The sequence below is a fragment of the Terrirhizobium terrae genome (assembly GCF_030323265.1).
Lineage (GTDB): Bacteria > Pseudomonadota > Alphaproteobacteria > Rhizobiales > Rhizobiaceae > Neorhizobium.
The window spans coordinates 209,302-227,874 of the sequence record NZ_CP104991.1 but is presented as its reverse complement, the minus strand read 5'-3'; the positions used below and the strand labels follow the sequence as shown (position 1 = coordinate 227,874).

General features: G+C 60.0%; 15 protein-coding genes and 3 pseudogenes. 8 read left to right on the top strand and 10 right to left on the bottom strand.

The window, feature by feature from the left end; translation table 11 throughout:
• Window positions 1–51 precede the first annotated feature (51 nt).
• The 7 genes and pseudogenes from N7E02_RS04880 to N7E02_RS04850 form a co-directional block, all read right to left on the bottom strand.
• Window positions 52–1,044 carry an ABC transporter ATP-binding protein gene (locus N7E02_RS04880; RefSeq protein ID WP_286579080.1) on the bottom strand — a complete coding sequence of 331 codons (993 nt, stop codon included), beginning with the start codon at window positions 1,042–1,044 and terminating at the stop codon, window positions 52–54.
• Window positions 1,045–1,111: 67 nt separating this feature from the next.
• Window positions 1,112–2,089 (bottom strand): ABC transporter ATP-binding protein, encoded by a 978-nt coding sequence (locus N7E02_RS04875; RefSeq protein ID WP_286578932.1) that lies wholly within the window; start codon window positions 2,087–2,089, stop codon window positions 1,112–1,114.
• Window positions 2,086–3,000, bottom strand: coding sequence for an ABC transporter permease (locus tag N7E02_RS04870; protein ID WP_286578931.1), 915 nt, complete (start codon window positions 2,998–3,000; stop codon window positions 2,086–2,088). Before N7E02_RS04870 ends, N7E02_RS04875 begins: the two co-directional genes overlap by 4 nt.
• Window positions 3,001–3,003: 3 nt before the next feature.
• Window positions 3,004–3,977 (bottom strand): annotated as a pseudogene (locus tag N7E02_RS04865) (ABC transporter permease).
• 11 nt (window positions 3,978–3,988) lie between these two features.
• Window positions 3,989–5,596 (bottom strand): annotated as a pseudogene (gene ggt / locus N7E02_RS04860) (gamma-glutamyltransferase).
• A complete protein-coding gene (locus N7E02_RS04855; protein WP_286578930.1) occupies window positions 5,593–6,447 on the bottom strand; it encodes an alpha/beta hydrolase in 855 nt (284 codons plus the stop codon). The pseudogene ggt and the gene N7E02_RS04855 overlap by 4 nt, the downstream one beginning before the upstream one ends.
• A 57-nt stretch (window positions 6,448–6,504) precedes the next feature.
• Window positions 6,505–8,079, bottom strand: coding sequence for an ABC transporter substrate-binding protein (locus N7E02_RS04850; RefSeq protein ID WP_286578929.1), 1,575 nt, complete (start codon window positions 8,077–8,079; stop codon window positions 6,505–6,507).
• 194 nt (window positions 8,080–8,273) lie between these two features.
• Between N7E02_RS04850 and N7E02_RS04845 the strand changes: the two genes are divergently transcribed.
• From N7E02_RS04845 to N7E02_RS04835, 3 genes are all read left to right on the top strand, one after another.
• Window positions 8,274–9,038, top strand: coding sequence for an IclR family transcriptional regulator (locus tag N7E02_RS04845; protein ID WP_286578928.1), 765 nt, complete (start codon window positions 8,274–8,276; stop codon window positions 9,036–9,038).
• Window positions 9,039–9,193: 155 nt separating this feature from the next.
• Complete coding sequence (locus tag N7E02_RS04840) at window positions 9,194–10,036, top strand: NADP-dependent oxidoreductase (RefSeq protein ID WP_286578927.1); 843 nt, start codon at window positions 9,194–9,196, stop codon at window positions 10,034–10,036.
• Between the two features lie 216 nt (window positions 10,037–10,252).
• Window positions 10,253–10,468 carry a hypothetical protein gene (locus N7E02_RS04835; RefSeq protein ID WP_286578926.1) on the top strand — a complete coding sequence of 72 codons (216 nt, stop codon included), beginning with the start codon at window positions 10,253–10,255 and terminating at the stop codon, window positions 10,466–10,468.
• 68 nt (window positions 10,469–10,536) lie between these two features.
• On the opposite strand, the gene N7E02_RS04830 is transcribed toward N7E02_RS04835, so the two are convergent.
• Entirely contained in the window at window positions 10,537–10,707 is a 171-nt protein-coding gene (locus N7E02_RS04830; protein WP_286578925.1) for a hypothetical protein, read from the bottom strand.
• A 218-nt stretch (window positions 10,708–10,925) separates the two neighbouring features.
• On the opposite strand from N7E02_RS04830, the gene N7E02_RS04825 reads away from it, so the two are divergent.
• Both N7E02_RS04825 and N7E02_RS04820 read left to right on the top strand, forming a co-directional pair.
• Entirely contained in the window at window positions 10,926–11,396 is a 471-nt protein-coding gene (locus tag N7E02_RS04825; RefSeq protein ID WP_286578924.1) for an Hsp20 family protein, read from the top strand.
• Window positions 11,397–11,528: 132 nt separating this feature from the next.
• Complete coding sequence (locus tag N7E02_RS04820) at window positions 11,529–11,822, top strand: DUF982 domain-containing protein (RefSeq protein WP_286578923.1); 294 nt, start codon at window positions 11,529–11,531, stop codon at window positions 11,820–11,822.
• Between the two features lie 97 nt (window positions 11,823–11,919).
• Here N7E02_RS04820 and N7E02_RS04815 read toward each other — a convergent pair whose 3' ends face one another.
• Together N7E02_RS04815 and N7E02_RS04810 are read right to left on the bottom strand one after the other, a co-directional pair.
• Window positions 11,920–12,219, bottom strand: a complete 300-nt coding sequence (locus N7E02_RS04815; RefSeq protein ID WP_286578922.1) for a hypothetical protein — start codon at window positions 12,217–12,219, stop codon at window positions 11,920–11,922.
• Between the two features lie 29 nt (window positions 12,220–12,248).
• Window positions 12,249–12,488 carry a hypothetical protein gene (locus N7E02_RS04810; RefSeq protein ID WP_286578921.1) on the bottom strand — a complete coding sequence of 80 codons (240 nt, stop codon included), beginning with the start codon at window positions 12,486–12,488 and terminating at the stop codon, window positions 12,249–12,251.
• Between the two features lie 631 nt (window positions 12,489–13,119).
• Between N7E02_RS04810 and N7E02_RS04800 the strand changes: the two genes are divergently transcribed.
• From N7E02_RS04800 to N7E02_RS04790, 3 genes and pseudogenes are all read left to right on the top strand, one after another.
• Window positions 13,120–13,872 carry an ImuA family protein gene (locus N7E02_RS04800; protein WP_286578919.1) on the top strand — a complete coding sequence of 251 codons (753 nt, stop codon included), beginning with the start codon at window positions 13,120–13,122 and terminating at the stop codon, window positions 13,870–13,872.
• A complete protein-coding gene (locus tag N7E02_RS04795; protein WP_286578918.1) occupies window positions 13,793–15,304 on the top strand; it encodes a Y-family DNA polymerase in 1,512 nt (503 codons plus the stop codon). The genes N7E02_RS04800 and N7E02_RS04795 overlap by 80 nt, the downstream gene beginning before the upstream one ends.
• Window positions 15,301–18,559: pseudogene (locus tag N7E02_RS04790) on the top strand (error-prone DNA polymerase). The gene N7E02_RS04795 and the pseudogene N7E02_RS04790 overlap by 4 nt, the downstream one beginning before the upstream one ends.
• Window positions 18,560–18,573: the final 14 nt, after the last annotated feature.

Below are 18,573 nucleotides of genomic sequence, written 5' to 3'. Positions count from 1 at the left end.
ACCTTGGGTTCACATTGCATCAAGAGCGCAATGCCGAATAGGCCTTTGGTTTTAATCCGTCAGACATTGATCGTTTAGATGACATGCCGAGAGGTGGCCCGGCGCGACCTGCTTCTTCACCGGCACCTCGATGCGACAGCGATCCATCGCGAATGGGCAGCGGGGGTGGAAGTGGCAGCCCTTCGGTGGGTTGAGCGGGCTCGGCAGCTCGCCTTCAACCGGCTTGAAGCGCCGCTTCCCGGACTCGATCCGCGGAACCTCCGAGAGGAGAGCCTGCGTGTAAGGGTGATTTGCCCGCTTGAAGATTTCCTCGACGGGCGCCTCTTCGACAATCCGCCCGAGATACATGATGGCGACGCGGTCGGAGATGTGCTCGACGACGCCGAGATCGTGACTAACGAACAGATAGGTGAGATCCAGCTTGTCGCGCAGTTCCATGAACAGGTTGATCACCTGCGCCTGGATGGACACGTCGAGTGCTGCGACGCTTTCATCACAGACCAGGAATTTCGGCTGCACCGCGAGCGCCCGGGCAATGTTGACGCGTTGCCGCTGGCCGCCTGAAAACTGATGCGGATAGCGCTTCTTCATCGCCGGGTCGAAGCCGGCGAGCAGCAGGTATTTGTCCACATAGGCGTTGCGCTCGGCCGAGCGGGCCAAGCCATGAGCCTTGGGGGCTTCCCAGAGCAGTTCCTCGACGGTCATGCGCGGGTTGAGCGCGGCCATCGGGTTCTGGAAAATCATCTGGGTTGCGAGACCGAGTTCGTGTCGCTCGCTGCCCGACATAGCGTTCCGGTCGACACCCTTCCAGAAAACTTTGCCGTCGCTCGGGGCGTTGATCCCGGCGATGACGCGGCCGAGTGTCGACTTACCGCAACCGCTCTCGCCGACGAGGCCCACGACCTCGCCGCTGCGGATGGCCAGGCTGACGTCATCCAGCGCGTGCACGATAGGCGCGGGCTTTGCGAGCCTGAGCTTGAGTGCGATCTTGGCCGCGAGATCCGGCTTTGGACCGAAACGCTGTGAGACATTTCGTGCTTCGATGAGAGGGTTCCGGTCGACGGCGTCTGGACCGGGGAGCCTTCGATCATGGGCGCGTTTGTCACCGTCATCATACGGTCTCTTTCGTTACGGGATGGATGCAGCGGAGGGAGCGGTCGTCTTCCGGCATGAGGGCGGGCATGACGAGACAGCCGTCCGTCGCGCGATCGCACCGCGTGCGGAAGCTGCAGCCCTGGGGCAGCCGATTGATCGCGGGCGTCATGCCGCGGATCTGGCGCAACGGCTCGCCGCGCCGGTTCTGCGACGGAACCGATGCGATCAGCCCGGCGGTATAGGGATGATGCGGGTCGCTCAGCACCTTGGTAACCGGGCCGGTTTCGACCAGGCGGCCGGCATACATGACGGCGATATCGTCCGCGAGCCTCGAAACAATCGCGAGATCGTGGGTGATCCAGATCACTGCGGTGTTGGATTCCTCGGTGAGCTTCTGGAATTCCGAGATGATCTGGCTCTGGATCGTCACGTCGAGTGCCGTCGTCGGCTCGTCGGCGATGATGAGGTCCGGTCTGTGCAGAAGCGCGATGGCGATCGCGACGCGCTGGCGCATGCCGCCGGAAAACTGGTGCGGATAGGCGGCCAGCCGCTCCTCGGGGCTCGGAATGCCGACGATGGCAAGCGCATCGCGAGATCTCTGGCGGGCTACGTCCTTGGACACGCTGTCATGCGCCCGGACAGCTTCGACCATCTGGGTACCGATGGTCAGCACCGGGTTGAGCGTCATCATCGGGTCCTGGAAGACCATGGCGATACGCTTGCCGCGCAGCTGCCGCATCTTCTCGTCGGAGCAGTTCGAGATGTCGGTGCCGTCGAAGATTACCCGGCCGCCGGCGATGCGTCCCGGCTTTTCGAGCAGCCGCATGATCGAGAATCCGGTCACCGACTTGCCCGATCCGGATTCGCCGACGAGACCGAGCACCTTGCCGCGCTCGACCGTAAAGGAGATGTCATTGACGGCCCGCAGTCCCGGCTGCCCTTTACTGCCGCCGAATTCGGTGACGAGATTTTCTATTTTGAGCAGGGCGGTCATGACATGTTCCTCGGATTGAGGACATCGCGGAGCCGGTCACCGACGAGATTGATCGCCACGATCGTGACCAGAAGCGCGATGCCGGGGAAGAAGCTGATCCAGTAGAGGCCGGTCAGAAGATACTGGTAGCCGGTCGAGATCAGCATGCCGAGGGACGGTTCCGTGACGGATGCGCCGAGCCCGAGAAAGGAAAGCGTTGCTTCCAGCCCGATCGCCCGCGCCACCTGCATGGTCGCGATGACGATGACGGGCGCCAGACAGTTCGGCAAAAGATGCTTGAACAGGATGCGCCAGCCGGGAAGCCGCAGCATGCGCGCCGCCTCGACATATTCCTTCTCTCGCTCGACCAGCGCCGTGCCGCGGACGGTGCGGGCATAGGTCGCCCATTCGGCGATGATCAGTGCGATGACGACATTGGTGACGCCTTTGCCGAGAATGGCGAGCATCATCAGCGCCATAAGGATGGTCGGAAAGGAGAGCTGCAGGTCAACGAGCCGCATGATCACCGTCTCGGTGCGCTTGCCCATATAGGCGGCGAACAGGCCGGCGGTGGTGCCGATGATCGCGGCCGCGAAGGCCGAAAGCACGCCGACCAACAGCGAGGTTCGCAGGCCGTAGAGGATGCCGGAAAGGATGTCGCGCCCCTGGCTGTCGGTGCCGAGGTGATAGACGAGGCCGGTCATCGATTCCGAGCCCGGAGGCAGACGTCCGTCCATGATGTCGAGCTGCATCAGGTCATAGGGATTCTGCGGCGAAATCCAGGGCGCCAGCAGCGCCAAGCAACAGATGACGATCAGAGTGACTAAGCCGATGGCGGCGGCAGGTGAGCGGAAGAATTCCGAAATGCCCTTGGCAAGGCGGCCGGGACCGGCATCCGGAACGCTGCTATCTTGCGCATTTGGTTCAGCCATGAATCAAGCCTTTGCGTCAAGCCGGATCCGTGGATCCAGGATGGTGTAACAGATGTCGATGATGAAGTTCAGTACGACGAAGAGTACGACCATCATCATCAGGTAGGCGACGATGACGGGGCGATCGAGAACGTTGATGGAGTCAATGATGAGCTTGCCCATGCCCGGCCATGCGAAAATGCTCTCGGTCACGACGGAGAAGGCGATCAGCGAGCAGAATTCCAGGCCGATAATGGTAACGACCGGGATCATCAGGTTTTTTAGCACATGCACTGCGATCACCCGGCGCTCCCGCAGGCCCTTGGCGCGGGCGAACTTGACATAATCCTGGGGCAGGACCTCCTGCACGCCGGCCCGGGTGAGCCGCATGATGAGAGAGGTCTTGAACAGTGCGAGATTGAAGGCAGGAAGCAGGAGATGCCTGAGACCTTCGCCGGTGAGAAACGACCATTGGGCGCCGAACAATTCGAGGGTCGGGCCGCGGCCGTTGGTCGGCAGCCAGCCGAGCTCGACCGAAAACACCATGATCAGCATAAGGCCCACCCAGAATGTCGGCAGCGAGAAACCGAGGATCGAGCCGGACATGATCAGTTTGGACGATACGCGATTTGGATAGAGCCCGGCGTAAAGGCCGAGCGGCAGGCCGAAAACGATCGCGATCCCGAGCGCGGTGATAGCCAGCTCCAGCGTTGCCGGAAGGCGCTCGAGGATGAGGCCGAGCGCCGGGCGGCCATAGACGAAGCTGTTGCCGAAATCCCCTGCAGCAACCCCTGCAGAAACAGCAAATACTGCTTCCACAACGGCTGGTCGAGCCCGTAATGGGCAATGACCAGAGCGCGTTCCGCCTGGTTGGCATCTGGATTGATGAGGATATCGACCGGATTGCCGATCACGCTCACGCCGATAAAGACGATGATCGTCATCGCCACGATGACGAACAGAGCCTGTATCAAGCGCCTGATGATGGAAGTAACCATGGAACCTTTCCCTAAGCGACGGAGATCGCCATTCCGTCGCGTTGCGGATCGGCGGCACCCTTGGAGATGCCGTTGTCGATCTTGATCGCATGAACCGCCGCGAAGGCATAAGTCTGCGGCGACCGTGCTACATTGTAGCCCTGCGCCTTCAACTCGTCTTCGACAGAGTGGCGGATGCGGTTGCAGATGTCGATCGTATTCGACACGCCGACTATCCTTGGCGCCGAGACCGCTTCGAGCACGGACATGTCGAAGTCGATCATGTTCATCAGGCACTGGGCGACCGCAGGCGCGATATAACTGCCGCCGGGCGCGCCAATTACGATGTTGGGCTTGCCATCCCTGAACACGATCGTCGGCGCCGCAGAGCTCGGCCGGCGCTTGCCGGGTGCGATGGAGCCCGGTTTGCCGGGGACCGGATTGAAGCGGCTCATCGTGCCGTTATACATGAAGCCCAGGCCGTCGGTGATCGCACCGGACGGGCTGCCGAGCGTATGGGTCATCGCGACGGCGTTGCCATCCTTGTCAATGACCGAGATATGCGTAGTTTCGCGCTGCGAACGATCGAGCCGATCGACATTGGCGATCTCGCCCGCCTTGATCGCAAGCGCGTGCATTTCGGCATGTTCCCTCGACAGGAGCTCCGCGTAGGGGACGTCGACATAGGTCGGGTCGCCCATATGGGCATCCTTGTCGATCGTCATGCGCTTCATGGCTTCGAAAAGGATGCGAACATGCTCGGCGCTGGAATGCCGCATGGCACCGACATCGAACTGTTCCATGATGTGGAGGAATTCCAGCATCGGAAAGCCTGAGCCCGGAGGAGGAGGTGGCGATGCGGTTGCCGCGATATTCGCCCCAGACGGGAGCAACGCGCGACAGTTCGTATTTCGCCAGATCTTCCCGATCGATCAGGCCGCCATTGGCCTTGAAGTCGGCAGCGATCTGCTCGGCCAGTTCGCCATGATAGAAGATGTCGGACCCGCCGCTTTGCGCGATACGCTCGAGCGTGTCGCCCATATCCTTGTTGACGAGCAGTTCGCCGACATTCCTGAGTGTTCCGTCCTCGTGGAAATACACATGGCGGCCGGTCTTCGAAAAGCGCAGCTTGTCGAGCGTGTTGGCAAAACCGTCGCCCGACTGGTCCTTGGCCCAGTACCAGTGCATGTGGTTGCGGATCATGAAGCCGTTACGGGCGAGGCGAACGGCCGGCTTGATGAGGTCGGCCCAGTCGAACGTGCCGTAGTCGCGCAAGGCCGTCTCGTAGCCCTTTAGCGATCCCGGCGTGCAGACGGCGTGGTAACCGATGTCCGAGATGTTGCCTTCCAGCACATAGCCGAAACCATCGCGGCTCTGGTGCTTGATCTTGTCGAGCCACATGTCCGGCGTCGCCTTGAGCGAAGCCCGGGCATAGAATTCGAGGATCTCGTGCACGCCTTTCTTCGGCATGTAGGCGTGCATCGAGCCAAAGCCACCGATACCGGCCATCTGCGGATCGACGACGCCCTGGACGAAGGCGCAGGCAAGCGCCGCATCGATGGCGTTGCCACCGCGTTCGAGGACTTCGGCACCGGCTTCGACGGCTTCCGGCTGGGGGCTACAATCGTTGCATTCGTCATTTGGCGCGGCGGTCCTTGAGTACCTTGGCAAGGAAGGCCTTGACGTGGCCGAGCACCTTCACCCTGTCGTGGGAGACGCCCTTGACGGCATCAAACGTGACATTGACGCCCGCATCACGGAACGACTTCGCGAGTGTGGCAAGGCGCTCGGGGCGGGTATTGCCCGCGTCGTTTGCGCCTTCCATATAGTATTTGCCACCAGGCTTGTGGGTGATTTCCCAGGTTTCCAGATCGGCATCGCCGACGACCATCTGAACTGGAATTCTCGCCAGTTCCTGCGGCTGGAACGGCTTGCCGAAGCGAGCTTCCAGATCACGGATGCCGACCCACCAGTCGCGGTTCGGATCGAGCAGGGTGACGGAGCCCGGCGCGCCGATCGAGGCAGCCCAGAGCTTTTCCGGGTGCAGGATTGCGAAACGGTGGCTGAAATGACCGCCGCCCGAGAAGCCAAAGATGGCGAATTTCGACCAGTCCTGCTGGTATTTCTCGGCCATTTCCTCGACCATGGCGATCACGACCTGATCGTACCGGATGTCGCCTTCCTCGAGGAATTTGTAGCCGGAGCGCGCGCCGTCACCCAGAACGCCGACCGGGAAGATCGGACACAGGATGGCGCAGTCATTGTAAAGGCCGAATTCGGCAAAGCCGTCGCGGAAGTCGAGGGCGGACGTGCGGCCGGTACCGTGAACCGCGACGAGCAGATCAAGCTTGCGGCCGTCGGCAGCGGTCGGCGGAACATAAAGAACCATGTGAAGACGGGGATCGACCTTGGAGGCGAAGATCGCCGTGTGGCCATAGTCATAGATGGCCTTCGCCCGAGCGATGGCTTCGCCCGTTTCGAGTTCCTGCATGAATTTCTCCTGGGGAAATGGGGAGGGGCTGCAATCGCGCAGCCCCGGTATCGAATATTACTTGGCCGGCTTTACTTCGTAGGCGAGCGTGTACTTGTCGCCGCGCGGCGTGTAGGACACAGTCTTCTTGGCGCCGAGCACGACGTTTTCGTAATGCATCGGAAGAAGCCAGAGGTTGTCGAAGGTCTGCGTCGAGAGTTCCTGAAGCAGTGGCGTGCGCTCGGCTTCGTCTAGCGTCGAGCTGGCCTTGGCGAGAACCTCGTCGATCTTCGGATCGGAGACGCCGCCGCCATTGTAGCGACCGGTGCCCTTCTTCTCGTCGCGGCTGGCCACGAGGGCGACCGTCGGATTGGTCGTTTCGCCGGTATTGACGCCCCAGGAGCCGAGATAGACGCTATAGGTGCCCTTCGAATAGGCCTCCGAATACATCGACCACGGCATGACCTCGACCTTCGTCTTGATGCCAATGCGGGTGAACATCTGGCCGACGGCCTGCAGCACTTCCGCGTCCTTGACGTAGCGGCCGGACGGGCCGTGCAGGGTGAGGCTGAAGCCATCCGGGTAACCGGCTTCCGCGAGAAGCGCCTTGGCTGCCGCCGGATCGTATTTGACGGCTTCCACCTTGTCGGAATGACCGGCGTACCCTTCGGCAACGAACTGGTCGGCGACGGTACCGTTCTTCTGCATGACGCGATCGACGATCGCCGGGCGGTTGATCGACATCAGCATCGCCTTGCGGACGCGCAGGTCCTTTAGCGGGTTCTTGTCGAGATCCGAGCCATCGGCCGCCTTGACGAAGGGCGACACGTCGCGGCTGACGTCCATGCCCATGTAGACGAAGCGTGAAGACTGGCCATTGACGATCTGCAGGCTATCGCTCGATTCAACGCGCGCCATGCCGTCGGCCGGCAGGGTTTCGATGATGTCGATCTCGTTGGAGAGAAGCGATGCTAGACGCGCGCCGTCATCGGGCAGGAAGCGAAGGGTGACGTTCGACCAGTGCGACGGACCTGCGAAATAGCTGTCGTTGCGCTTCACCGTCAGGTTGCTGCCCGGCTGATAGGAAACGAAGGAATAGGCGCCGGTACCGATCGCACACTTGCCGTTGTCGAAATCCGTAACTGGAGCGTCCTTACAGTCGGCGCTGATGATGCGGATGCGGCTGACGGAATTGAGCAGGAGCGGATCCGGCACCTTCGTCTCGATGACGACCGTCAGCGGGTCCTTGGCCGTGGCGTTGGCGATGTTTCGGGTGTAGGAGGCAAAGCCCTGGCTCGGCTTGTCTCGGGCACGCAGCAACGAAGCGATGACATCATCGGCATTGAACTCGCTGCCGTCGTGGAATTTGACGCCCTCGCGCAGCTTGAATTCCCAATGGGTCGGATCGACGGCCTTCCATTCGGTGGCCAGTTCCGGCGCGTTGGAAGACGTGCCTGTGAGGTTGATCAGGCTGTCCCAGATGTGGCGCGAGGTGGCGTTGTTCGGCGCCGAGCTGTCCTCGTGCGGGTCCAGCGTGGTCGGCGTCGTCGACATGCCGATCGTCAGCGGCGCTTCCTGCGCCGCGAGCATTGCAGGAATAGCAATCGTGCCGAGCAGCGTGATCGCTGCCCGCTTCAATATATTTGCGGCCATTTTCTCAATCCCAGTTTAGCGTTCTTTCGCCGACCTCGTGCGGGGGTCGGACGAGTGGGTTCCCATCCACTCCTGACCGAAATTGGTAAAGGCTGCCAAACGGGGCTGTCAAACAGAAATCTGGAGTGTTACGTTAGTCGTAACAGGCTTCATGCCTATTTCCGCTCCAATGTCAGGACAAGAAAGTTCGCCAGGTGGACGATAATTCAACAGAAAAAAACAATATCGTACAGGCTGTTGACGTCTGTATAGACGTACTGCTCGATGTTGCCAAAAATCCTGACATAAGGCTGACGGAGATTGCGCTTAATATCGGCGAGACCAAACCAAGAATTTTGCGCATGTTACGCACAATGGAACGGCGCGGCCTCATCCGAAAGAGCGATACCGGGAGCTATCGTCTCGGCACAACAGCGATCGTACTCGGCACGGCCGCATCGACCCAGGTCGATCTGGTGCGCATTGCCAATCCGATCCTGGAAGAACTCGGGCAGAAAGCGAACGAAACCACCCAACTGCGCATCATTGACAATGGCGAATCACTTTGCATCGCCAAGTTCGAGCCAATGCGCGATCTGCGAGTGCAGGCGATGATTGGTCGTCGGAGGCCGCTTACCGCTGGCTCTTATAAGGTGCTTCTCGCCTATCTCCAGCCGCAGGTTCAGCAACAAATGATTCCGGAGGTTCTTCCGAAACTCACCAAGCAGACTATCACGGACCGAAACAAGCTGATCGTCGAGCTTGAAAAGATCAGGCGTCAAGGTTTTTGCGTGAGTTTTGGAGAGGTAAGCGAGCAACTCGTCTCTGTATCAGTGCCGGTTCTGGCCTTTGATGGCTCTGTCATTGCCGCAGTGAACGTTGGCGCACCGGCATTCCGCACACAAAGGAGCGATGTGGATCGCTTTATCGTTTTGCTCAAAGATGCATCCAGCAAGATTTCCGCCCGGCTTGGGTGGTAGTCAGCTAACACCGGACCATGTGCAAACCATGACCAAGGCCTAAGCAGCGAGGAGCTTACCGCGTCACCGGTCAATAGGTATCCTTTCAGGCACTACTATCGACAGGAGGGTTGAGCCGACTAAGGCGTTCGAGAGAGCAATGCGGCGCCCAGTTCGTGATCGCTGACGGACTTGTCAAAGTCCATGCCGCAGGCGTGAACCCGATCGACTGGAAAATCCGTGGCGGCGCGGGCCAGCGGATGGGGATGACCTTGCCGATCCATCTCGGCGGTGAATTCGTCGGGACGATCGAAACGCTGGGCTCCGGTGTCACCGGCTTTGAGGTGGGGGAAGCTATCTACGGCATGGTTCATACCGGCGCTTTCGCCGAGTATGTCATCGTGAAAGCCGAGAACGCGGCACGCATTCCCTCGAACCTCGATATGGAAAAAGCGGCGGCGCTGCCGCTGGCCGGCACAACAGCATGGCAAGCTCTCTACGACAAGGCTGGTCTCGCATCTGGGCAGCGTTTGTTCATCACCAACGGCTCGGGCAGCGTCGGCTCACTTGCTGTGCAATTCGCCAAGGCGACGGGCGCTCATGTCACCGCGATGGCGTCCGGGCGCAACGAGGAGCTTGTCCGCCAGCTGGGTGCCGACGAGTTCATTGACTACAAAACCCAGACTTTTGAGCAGATCGCGCAAAACATGGATATCGTGTTCGATACGGTGGGCGGGGAGACGTTTCAGCGGGCGTTCCGCACGCTGAAGAAAAACGGCATGATGGTGACGATCGTAGCTTTTCCTGAAGACGAGGCCGAACGCTTTGGTGTCCGGGTGGAACGATCATTTACTGTGCCAAGTGCAATGGCTTTGGAAGCCATTACGCAACTGGTCGAGGCCGGCAAGGTCGTGCCGCAGGTCGACAGCGTGTTCCCGTTCGCGGACGTCAAGCAGGCGCTGGAGCGGTCCGAAAGCGGGTGCGCGCGAGGCAAGATTATCCTCCGCATGGCCGAGTAGTTCTCAGTTCGCCCAATGCGCGGCTGATAGGCCTGCGACGGCGTCTTGCATGCTGTGTCACCTCCCTCATAGAGCGAGAAATACAGGGGTGGCGACACGCATGCTGGACCCATAGCGAGAAGAGCGTAGTGTAGTGACACTGTCACCAACCGATATCGTAGGCGGTGACGGCTGAGAGTTACTATGTGCTCCCGCCTGCATAAGGAGGGATGCGATATGAGCCGCTTTCCCAGTCGAAATTTGCAGGAAGTCCTCGAAGATCGCGCGACGTTGTATAGCGGGAGCAAAGCTGTTCGCGCCGACCTCGTCGCCCGCACGCTGCTTGCAATACCTGAAATCGAAGTTGGTTTAGCTTCCAATGTTGAGGAAGATCTTTTCCTGTTGATGGATAGGCTGGCGACAGACGACGAACGCCAGTGCGGCATCGCTTGAGGTCGGATGATGGGCTTCAAGTTGAGAGCGTTACGATCGTCCCAACCCGCGCGCGCTAGCAGCCGCACCTAAGGCGCCAGACATTCATCGCAGATGCCACATCCGTCTTCGTCCATCGCGGATTTTGGACGCCTGTGGCGACAGCAGACGCAAACGACGGTTTCGTCTTCGCACATTCGCTCGGGCGGCAACAGTTCGATGTCACTTTCCATATGCTTGCCGGTGATGTAGTCATCCATGCCTGTACTCCCGAGGCCATATCCGGGCACCGAGATAGGTGTCCAAATGTTCGCCGCAAGACATGCCCCATATCGTTAGAAAAATTTCTGGAGAGGGTCTTGAACAGCGAAATTCTAGAAACCAAATCGTTCGGCGCCGGCCGCCCAGTGCGGGGTCGGCGGATGTGGGAAGCGGTGGATTCTGCTTCCTTCCATGTTGCTTTACGGAGGATATGGTTGTGAGAACTGAACTTGACTTTGCACCCCTTTATCGCTCGAGCATCGGCTTCGACCGAGTCTTCAATCTGCTCAGCAATACGCAGCGTCTCAGCGCAATCGACACCTGGCCCGCCTACGACATCGTCAAGACCGGTGAGGACGACTATCGCATCACGATGGCGGTGGCCGGATTTGGCGACGGTGACCTGGACATCACACAGGAACGCAACGTCCTTATTATCAAAGGCGGCAAAGCTGAAGAGTTGCAGGGCGAATATCTACACCGCGGCATCGCTGGTCGTTCCTTTGAGCGCACGTTTGAACTTGCAGACCATGTGAGGGTGGAGGGCGCCGACCTGAAAAACGGTCTGCTGACCATCAGTCTCAAGCGCGAAGTGCCAGAGGCGATGAAGCCGCGGAAGATCGAGATTGGCCTTGCTTCAGCCACGAATGAGCCGCTGCGGTTGGAGACCGACCGTCAGGTCGCTTAACCGAACTCTCGGTCGTGTCGACATCACGCCCATTCCTCATAGCTTTCGGGGCTTGAATGGCTGATGTCGACCCCGTGTGGCCGGCCCTACCTGGGGCCGGCTCAGCAAGCGGGCGCAAAAGGAGGTAGAAAGATGCTTGCTCTGTTCGACAAACCGCTCTACGCGCAGCGCCGGTATTTCGTTCAGGAGATCACCGGCCTGGATGATGTCTTCGATTTCCTCGACGAGTGGCCGCAAGAAAGACGACATCTCGCCTACGACACCCTTCTTAGATACTGCCGCGAGGCGGCGGGCGGCCATTGGCCGATCGACGCAGTTCGCGAGAACCTTCTAGTGTTTTTGAAACAGAACGGCAAGCTCGCCGAACTTGCGGATGTGCCGCCGCACCTTCGCCGTGACACGAGCGCTGAAATCGGTGGAATGTAACGGCTTTCACTGCTGAGAGCATTGTCCGAGCCGTACAGCTGAATCTGTTTTGGCCAGTTGCCCAGTGAGATGGAGCAGGTTGGCAGAGATGGCGATATCAGTCGGCATCTCTCACGATGCCGTCCCCTCCCTGTGTCTCGATCAAGAGACCAGCCTGTGGGTCGGTCGCATCAACCTGCGCGCTATGAGCCTGCCGCAGGGATCTACTCCATCTTGCCCGCTGCGTGACGAGAGCGTTGTAGCGGGATCGGAGGTCTGACATCTCGATCTCGCCAAGTATCCAAAGTTCTACCGAAGTCAGAAACTTGGGATCCTCGTCAATCGGCATTCCTCTGGCCAACGCTTTCTGGCGGGCCCGCTCGAAGAGCATCCGTCGTTTTTCATTGTCGATTGTCAACTCAGCAATTCCCAAAGATGTCGGCGAGGCTAGAGAAACACTGAGATGCCCTCGGTGTTGACAACATAGATGAACTCGTCCCAAGCTTCCTGATCGGAAGCGAATGTTTCATTCCAGTCTGTGGCCTGCTCCTCTAGGCTCGTTACTTCCATACGCCAAGCGGCACTGCCTGAGGGTCTGAAGATTTCCACGATGACGGTAGTGCCGTTGTCGGTGTAGCGGCCGGAGAGCTGAGAACGTTCGCGCGAGAGTTGGTCTACCGAGTCCATAGGAGCCTGCTGATCGATGAATGGGCACGGATTATCGCGAGTGTTTCGATAGGCTACAAGCGGGCGTGCGCAATCAAAAGCCGAACAGAGCTTCAGGTTCGAGAATCGGCCGGCATGGGAGGCACCATCGGTTCAAGGCATGGAAACCTAGTTTGGCACTGATCTCCCTCTTGGCTGATCAGGCGATCACAGCCCATCGCCGCCATGCGCCGCAGCCTCGCGAACGTCATCCCTGCTCCGTGCTTTCGAACGAGCATTTTTCGTTCAAGTGTGTCGGTGCGCCCGCACGCGCGGCACTCGACGGTAATTAAAGGCGCCTTCACCTGACGGAGGGTCGCGCTGAGGTCGAGAGCTCCATTTTCTTTCCGATTCACGCGTTTTCAAGCCTCGTGTTCACAGGGGAGCGAGCCTCCCAAAATTTTCTTTAAGCTACCGGTCCGCTCGTCTCTGTTTCTAGCAAGCTGATTCCCAACGAGAATCCGCGAGATCGCTAAAATTATGAGACTCTATTCCTATTTTTGAGCCGCTTGACTCTTTCGCTCTAACGGAACAGATACAGAACATCAACTGTTCTGGCGGCATGACGTCGCCTTGTTTCCAATCAACGCGAACCGGAAGGATTCCGCGACCGATGTCGGCTGTCCGCGCCCAAGTCCTGGCAGATCTGCGCGAGCGCATCTCTTCGATCGAAGGGGAAGGCGCCAAGAAGGCCGGCTGCCTGCCATTCGGCGTGGCAGAAATCGACGCAATCTTGCCGGGCGGTGGCTTGGCGCACGGGGCTCTCCACGAGTTCGCCGGCGGTGGATCGGGAACGGTCGATGGAGCTGCAGCAGCATTGTTTGCAGCCGGCATTGCCGCCCGCACCAAGGGCCAGATCGTCTGGTGTCTAACCCGGCCAGATCTGTTCTTTCCGGCACTGGCTCAGGCCGGGCTTCATCCCAAGCGGGTGATCTTTGTCGAAAGCGACAAGGAGGAGGATGTCGCTGCGAGCATGGAGGAGGCGCTGTCTTATGGCGGTCTTGGAGCGGTCGTCGGCGAGATGGTCAGGCTGCCGATGGTCGTCAGCCGGCGCCTTCAACTTGTGGCGGAGCGAACCGGGACCATCGCTCTCGTTGTGCGGCGTTGGCGCCGGCAAACCGAAGCGAATGATTTCGGTCAGCCGACGGCGGCGATGACGCGCTGGCGGGTGAGTGTCTTGCCATCAGAGGCGCTTCCGGTTCCCGGGATCGGGCGGCCAAGATGGTTTCTGGAATTAATGAGATCGCGTGCGGGCGAGTGTGCTGAGTTTTACGTCGGAGCGTGTGATGACAAGGGTCGTATCCATCTTTCTACCGGATCTGCCGACCGATCGGATCAGGCGGGACGATCCCGCGATACCGGATGACCAGCCGATTGCTGTCATCGCCAGGAGCGGATCGAAACGCTGGGTATCGGCCGCCGATGCCCAGGCAAAGAAGATCGGGGTTCGCGTTGGCATGCCGGCGGCAAAAGCGCAGGCAATCTTCAAAGGGTTGATGCTTGTCAAGGCCGACCCTGTGGCTGATGCACGGGCACTCGACCGGCTCGGCCTCTGGGCGCTTGGGCACTATTCACCGATCGTCGCCGTCGACGGAACCGATGGTCTCGTCCTCGATACGGAAGGTGCCGACCATCTTCAGGGTGGCGAGTTGCCGATGATCACCGGCATCGTGAACATGTTTCGCGCCCGTAAACTCACGGCAAGGGTGGTGATTGCCGACACCTGGGGTGCCGCGCACGCCTGCGTGCGAGCCATCAAACGAGACACGGTCATCGTGCCCCGCGGCGAGATCGTCCGGGCCGTCGAGAAGCTGCCGATCTCTTTGCTCAGGCTGCCGGAAAAGGTCATCGCTGATCTGCGTGTTCTCGGCTTTCAGACAATCGGCGAGCTGTCGGCCACACCCAGAGCGCCTCTGGCGCTGCGCTTCGGACCCGAAGTCGGCCGACGGCTCGATCAGATGTTCGGGCGAATGTCGGACCCGATCGATCCTATCCGTACCGCGGACCTCGTCGAGGTCTCGCGCTCCTTCCAGGAACCGATAGGGGCGGCTGAGACCATCAACAAATATGTTGGCCGGCTGGTCGTGCAGTTGGTCGCTGAACTGGAGAGGCGAGGGCTTGGTGCTCGCCGCACGGACCTGATCGTCCACAAGGTCGACAATACGATCCAGGCAATCCGTGCGGGAACGGCCAGGCCCGCTCGCGACGTGGCTTGGCTGACCAAGCTCTTCAGGGATCGGACCGAAAAGATCGACCCCGGCTTCGGCATCGAGAAGCTGGTCTTGGTCGCTGTATCGGCCGAACCTTTGGCGGAGGAGCAGAGAGCGTCGTCGCTGGTCGAGGAGGAAAACAGCGATATCACGCCGCTGATCGACGTGTTCGCGAACCGTGGGCAACGTGTGTACCGGATGGCACCCTACGTCTCGGACGTACCCGAACGCAGCCTCTGTCGGATCTCCGCAGTGGCGGAGGATATCGATGCAAGCTGGGTCAGTCACTGGCGGCGACCGGTGCGCCTGTTCGACCGACCTGAGCTGATCCAGGCGATCGCGATGATGCCAGACTATCCACCGGCGACGATTACGTGGCGAGGAAAGCGTCATCGCGTGAAACGCGCCGACGGACCGGAGCGCGTGTTCGGCGAATGGTGGAGGCGGCCAAATGAGCTCGAAGCGGTTCGGGACTATTTCGTGATCGAGAACGATGACGGCGAGCGCTTCTGGATCTTTCGGTCCGGCGACGGCGTCGATCCGGAAACGGGATCGCACAAGTGGTTTATGCACGGGATCTTCGCATGAGATACGCCGAGCTCCAGGTCACGACCCATTTCAGCTTCCTGAGAGGCGCATCTTCCGCGCATGAGTTGTTCGAGACCGCCAAGGCGCTCGGCATCGAGGCTCTCGGCGTCGTCGACCGAAATTCCCTTGCCGGGATCGTCCGTGCTCTTGAAGCTTCCCGGGACACGGGCTTGCGTCTTGTCGTCGGATGCCGCCTGGATTTGCAGGACGGCATGTCGGTTCTCGTCTACCCGACCGACAAGGCTGCCTATTCCCGGCTGACGCGATTGATCACGCTGGGCAAGGGCAGGGGTGGCAAGGACAACTGCATCCTCCATGTCGAGGATCTTCCTCTTTATTGCGAAGGCATGATCGGCATTCTCGTGCCCGATCTTCCCGATGATGTCTGCGCCGTTCAAATGCGCAAGGTCTCGGAGATTTTCGGCAGGCGCGCCTATTTGGCTCTCAGCCTGCGCCGTCGGCCGAACGACCAGATGCGGCTGCACGAACTGTCGAATATGGCGGCAAGGCTTAAGGTAAAGACCGTCGTCACCAATGATGTGCTTTTCCACGAGCCGTCCCGGCGGCAGCTTCAGGATATCGTCACCTGCATCCGCAACAACACGACGATCGATGATGTGGGTTTCGACCGCGAACGACACGCCGACCGCTACCTGAAGCCACCGGAAGAAATGGAGCGCCTGTTTTCACGTTACCCGGAAGCACTGGCCCGGACGATGGAAATCGTCGAGCAGTGCAAATTCTCGCTGGAAGAGCTGACCTACGAATATCCCGAGGAGGCCCTGATCGACGGGTTGGATGCTCAGCAGTCGCTGGAGCAATGCGTCCGTGACTGTATTCCGATCCGATATCCGGAAGGATTGCCGCAAAAGGTGCTACGGTCGGTCAGGCACGAGCTCGATCTGATCAAGGAAATGGACTATGCGCCGTATTTCCTGACGGTCTACAGCATTGTCCACTTCGCTCGCAGCCAGGGCATCCTCTGTCAGGGGCGAGGATCGGCTGCGAATTCCGCGATCTGCTACATCCTTGGCATTACGTCGATCGATCCGGAGACCAACGACCTGCTGTTTGAGCGTTTCGTTTCCAAGGAGCGCAACGAGCCGCCGGACATCGATGTCGATTTCGAGCACCAGCGGCGCGAGGAAGTCATCCAGTGGATATACAAGACCTATGGCCGCGACCGCGCAGCGCTGGTCTGCACCGTCACCCGCTACCGGGCGAAAGGCGCCATCAAAGATGTCGGCAAGGCCATGGGCTTGCCCGAGGATGTCACCAAGGCCCTTTCGTCGGGTCTGTGGTCATGGTCGGAAGAGATTACCGAGCGCAATGTCCGCGAGCTGAACCTAAATCCGGACGATTACCGCCTTGTGATGACGCTTCGGCTTGCCCGCGAGCTGATGGGGGCGCCACGGCACCTTGGTCAGCATGTCGGCGGCTTCGTGCTGACGCGCTCGCGCCTCGACGACCTCGTGCCGATCGAGCCGGCAGCCATGGAAGATCGCCAGGTGATCGAATGGGACAAGGACGATGTCGAAGCCTTGAAAATGATGAAGGTCGACGTGCTGGCGCTCGGCATGCTGACCTGTATGCAGAAGGCGTTCGACCTGATCCGGGAGCATAAGGGAGAGGATCTCGATCTCGCCAGGGTCAAGCAGGAGGATAGCGCCACATATGCGATGATCCGCAAGGCCGATACGCTCGGGACGTTCCAGGTCGAGAGCCGGGCGCAAATGTCGATGCTGCCGCGCCTGAAGCCCAGAACCTTCTACGACCTCGTCGTTCAGGTGGCGATCGTCCGGCCCGGGCCAATCCAGGGGACATGGTTCACCCCTATCTTCGACGCCGTGAGGGCAAGGAACCGGTCGAATATCCGACGCCTGAGCTCGAAGCCGTCCTTGGCAAGACCTTGGGCGTGCCACTGTTTCAGGAATCGGCAATGAAGGTCGCGATGGTCTGCGCCGGGTTTACGGCGGGCGAAGCCGACCAGCTGCGCAAGTCGATGGCGACGTTCAAGTTCACCGGGGGCGTCTCCCGGTTCCAGGCCAAGCTGATCGACGGCATGATCAATAACGGTTACACGCGCGAATTCGCCGAGAGGACGTTCAAGCAGCTGGAAGGCTTTGGCTCCTACGGCTTCCCGGAGAGCCATGCAGCCTCGTTCGCCCTCATCGCCTATGCCTCCTGCTTCATCAAATGCCACTTTCCGGATGCCTTCGCGGCCGCGCTGATGAACTCGCTTCCCATGGGCTTTTACGCGCCGGCACAGATCATCGGCGATGCCCGCAAACATGGCGTCGAGGTTCGTCCGATCTCTGTGCAGCATTCGCGATGGGACTGCACGCTTGAGGAAATTCCAGGCACTGACCGGCACGCCATCCGACTCGGGATGCGGCAAGTTGCCGGCCTCGCGGTTGCGGATGCCGCAAGGATCGTCGCCGCGCGGATGGAGCAGCCGTTCGAAAGCGTCGATGATGTCTGGCGGCGATCAGAGGTGCCGGCCGAGGCGCTTGTCCAGCTCGCCGAGGCCGACGCGTTCCGTCCGGCGTTTGGCTTGGAAAGGCGTGATGCGCTCTGGGCGATCAAGGCCCTTCGTGACGAGCCGCTTCCGCTGTTTGCGGCGGCCGCCAGCCGAGAGGAGAGGGCCGTGGCCGAGCAGCAGGAACCGGAGGTCACATTGAGGCAAATGACGGAAGGTCACAACGTCGTCGAGGATTATGCCCATGTCGGGCTGACGCTCAGGGACCACCCGATATCCTTCCTCCGCAGGGATCTCTCGGCTCGCCGGATCGTCACCTGCGCTGACGCAATGAATGCCCGCGACAAGAGTTTCGTCTGCACCGCCGGTCTCGTGCTGGTCCGTCAGAAACCGGGCAGCGCCAAAGGCGTGATGTTCATCACCATCGAGGATGAGACTGGCATCGCCAATATCGTCGTGTGGCCAAGCCTGTTCGAAAAGCGACGACGGGTCGTGCTCGGTGCCAGCATGATGGCGATCCACGGCAAGATCCAGCGCGAGGGCGAGGTCGTTCATCTGATTGCAAGGCAGCTCGAGGACTTGTCCGGAGATCTGTCGGCACTGGCTGATCGCGATGTGGAGTTCAAGAATTCAACGGGGAGGGGGATGAATTCGCCCATGGTTCACCGGGCGGTGGGGATGCCCGGGATCGGCCGAAACCAAACAAGGTTCGCGATATTTTCGTGCCGGATCTTCACATCGATACGCTGAAGGTGAAGAGCAGGAATTTCCACTGAAACAAAACGTCCAA

Bases quoted from the DNA above. Each gene is read 5' to 3' on its own strand.
- N7E02_RS04875 (WP_286578932.1), bottom strand. From the start codon at position 2,089: ATGACCGCCCTGCTCAAAATAGAAAATCTCGTCACCGAATTCGGCGGC.
- N7E02_RS04870 (WP_286578931.1), bottom strand. From the start codon at position 3,000: ATGGCTGAACCAAATGCGCAAGATAGCAGCGTTCCGGATGCCGGTCCC.
- N7E02_RS04855 (WP_286578930.1), bottom strand. From the start codon at position 6,447: ATGCAGGAACTCGAAACGGGCGAAGCCATCGCTCGGGCGAAGGCCATC.
- N7E02_RS04850 (WP_286578929.1), bottom strand. From the start codon at position 8,079: ATGGCCGCAAATATATTGAAGCGGGCAGCGATCACGCTGCTCGGCACG.
- N7E02_RS04835 (WP_286578926.1), top strand. From the start codon at position 10,253: ATGAGCCGCTTTCCCAGTCGAAATTTGCAGGAAGTCCTCGAAGATCGC.
- N7E02_RS04830 (WP_286578925.1), bottom strand. From the start codon at position 10,707: ATGGATGACTACATCACCGGCAAGCATATGGAAAGTGACATCGAACTG.
- N7E02_RS04820 (WP_286578923.1), top strand. From the start codon at position 11,529: ATGCTTGCTCTGTTCGACAAACCGCTCTACGCGCAGCGCCGGTATTTC.
- N7E02_RS04810 (WP_286578921.1), bottom strand. From the start codon at position 12,488: ATGGACTCGGTAGACCAACTCTCGCGCGAACGTTCTCAGCTCTCCGGC.
- N7E02_RS04800 (WP_286578919.1), top strand. From the start codon at position 13,120: ATGTCGGCTGTCCGCGCCCAAGTCCTGGCAGATCTGCGCGAGCGCATC.
- N7E02_RS04795 (WP_286578918.1), top strand. From the start codon at position 13,793: ATGACAAGGGTCGTATCCATCTTTCTACCGGATCTGCCGACCGATCGG.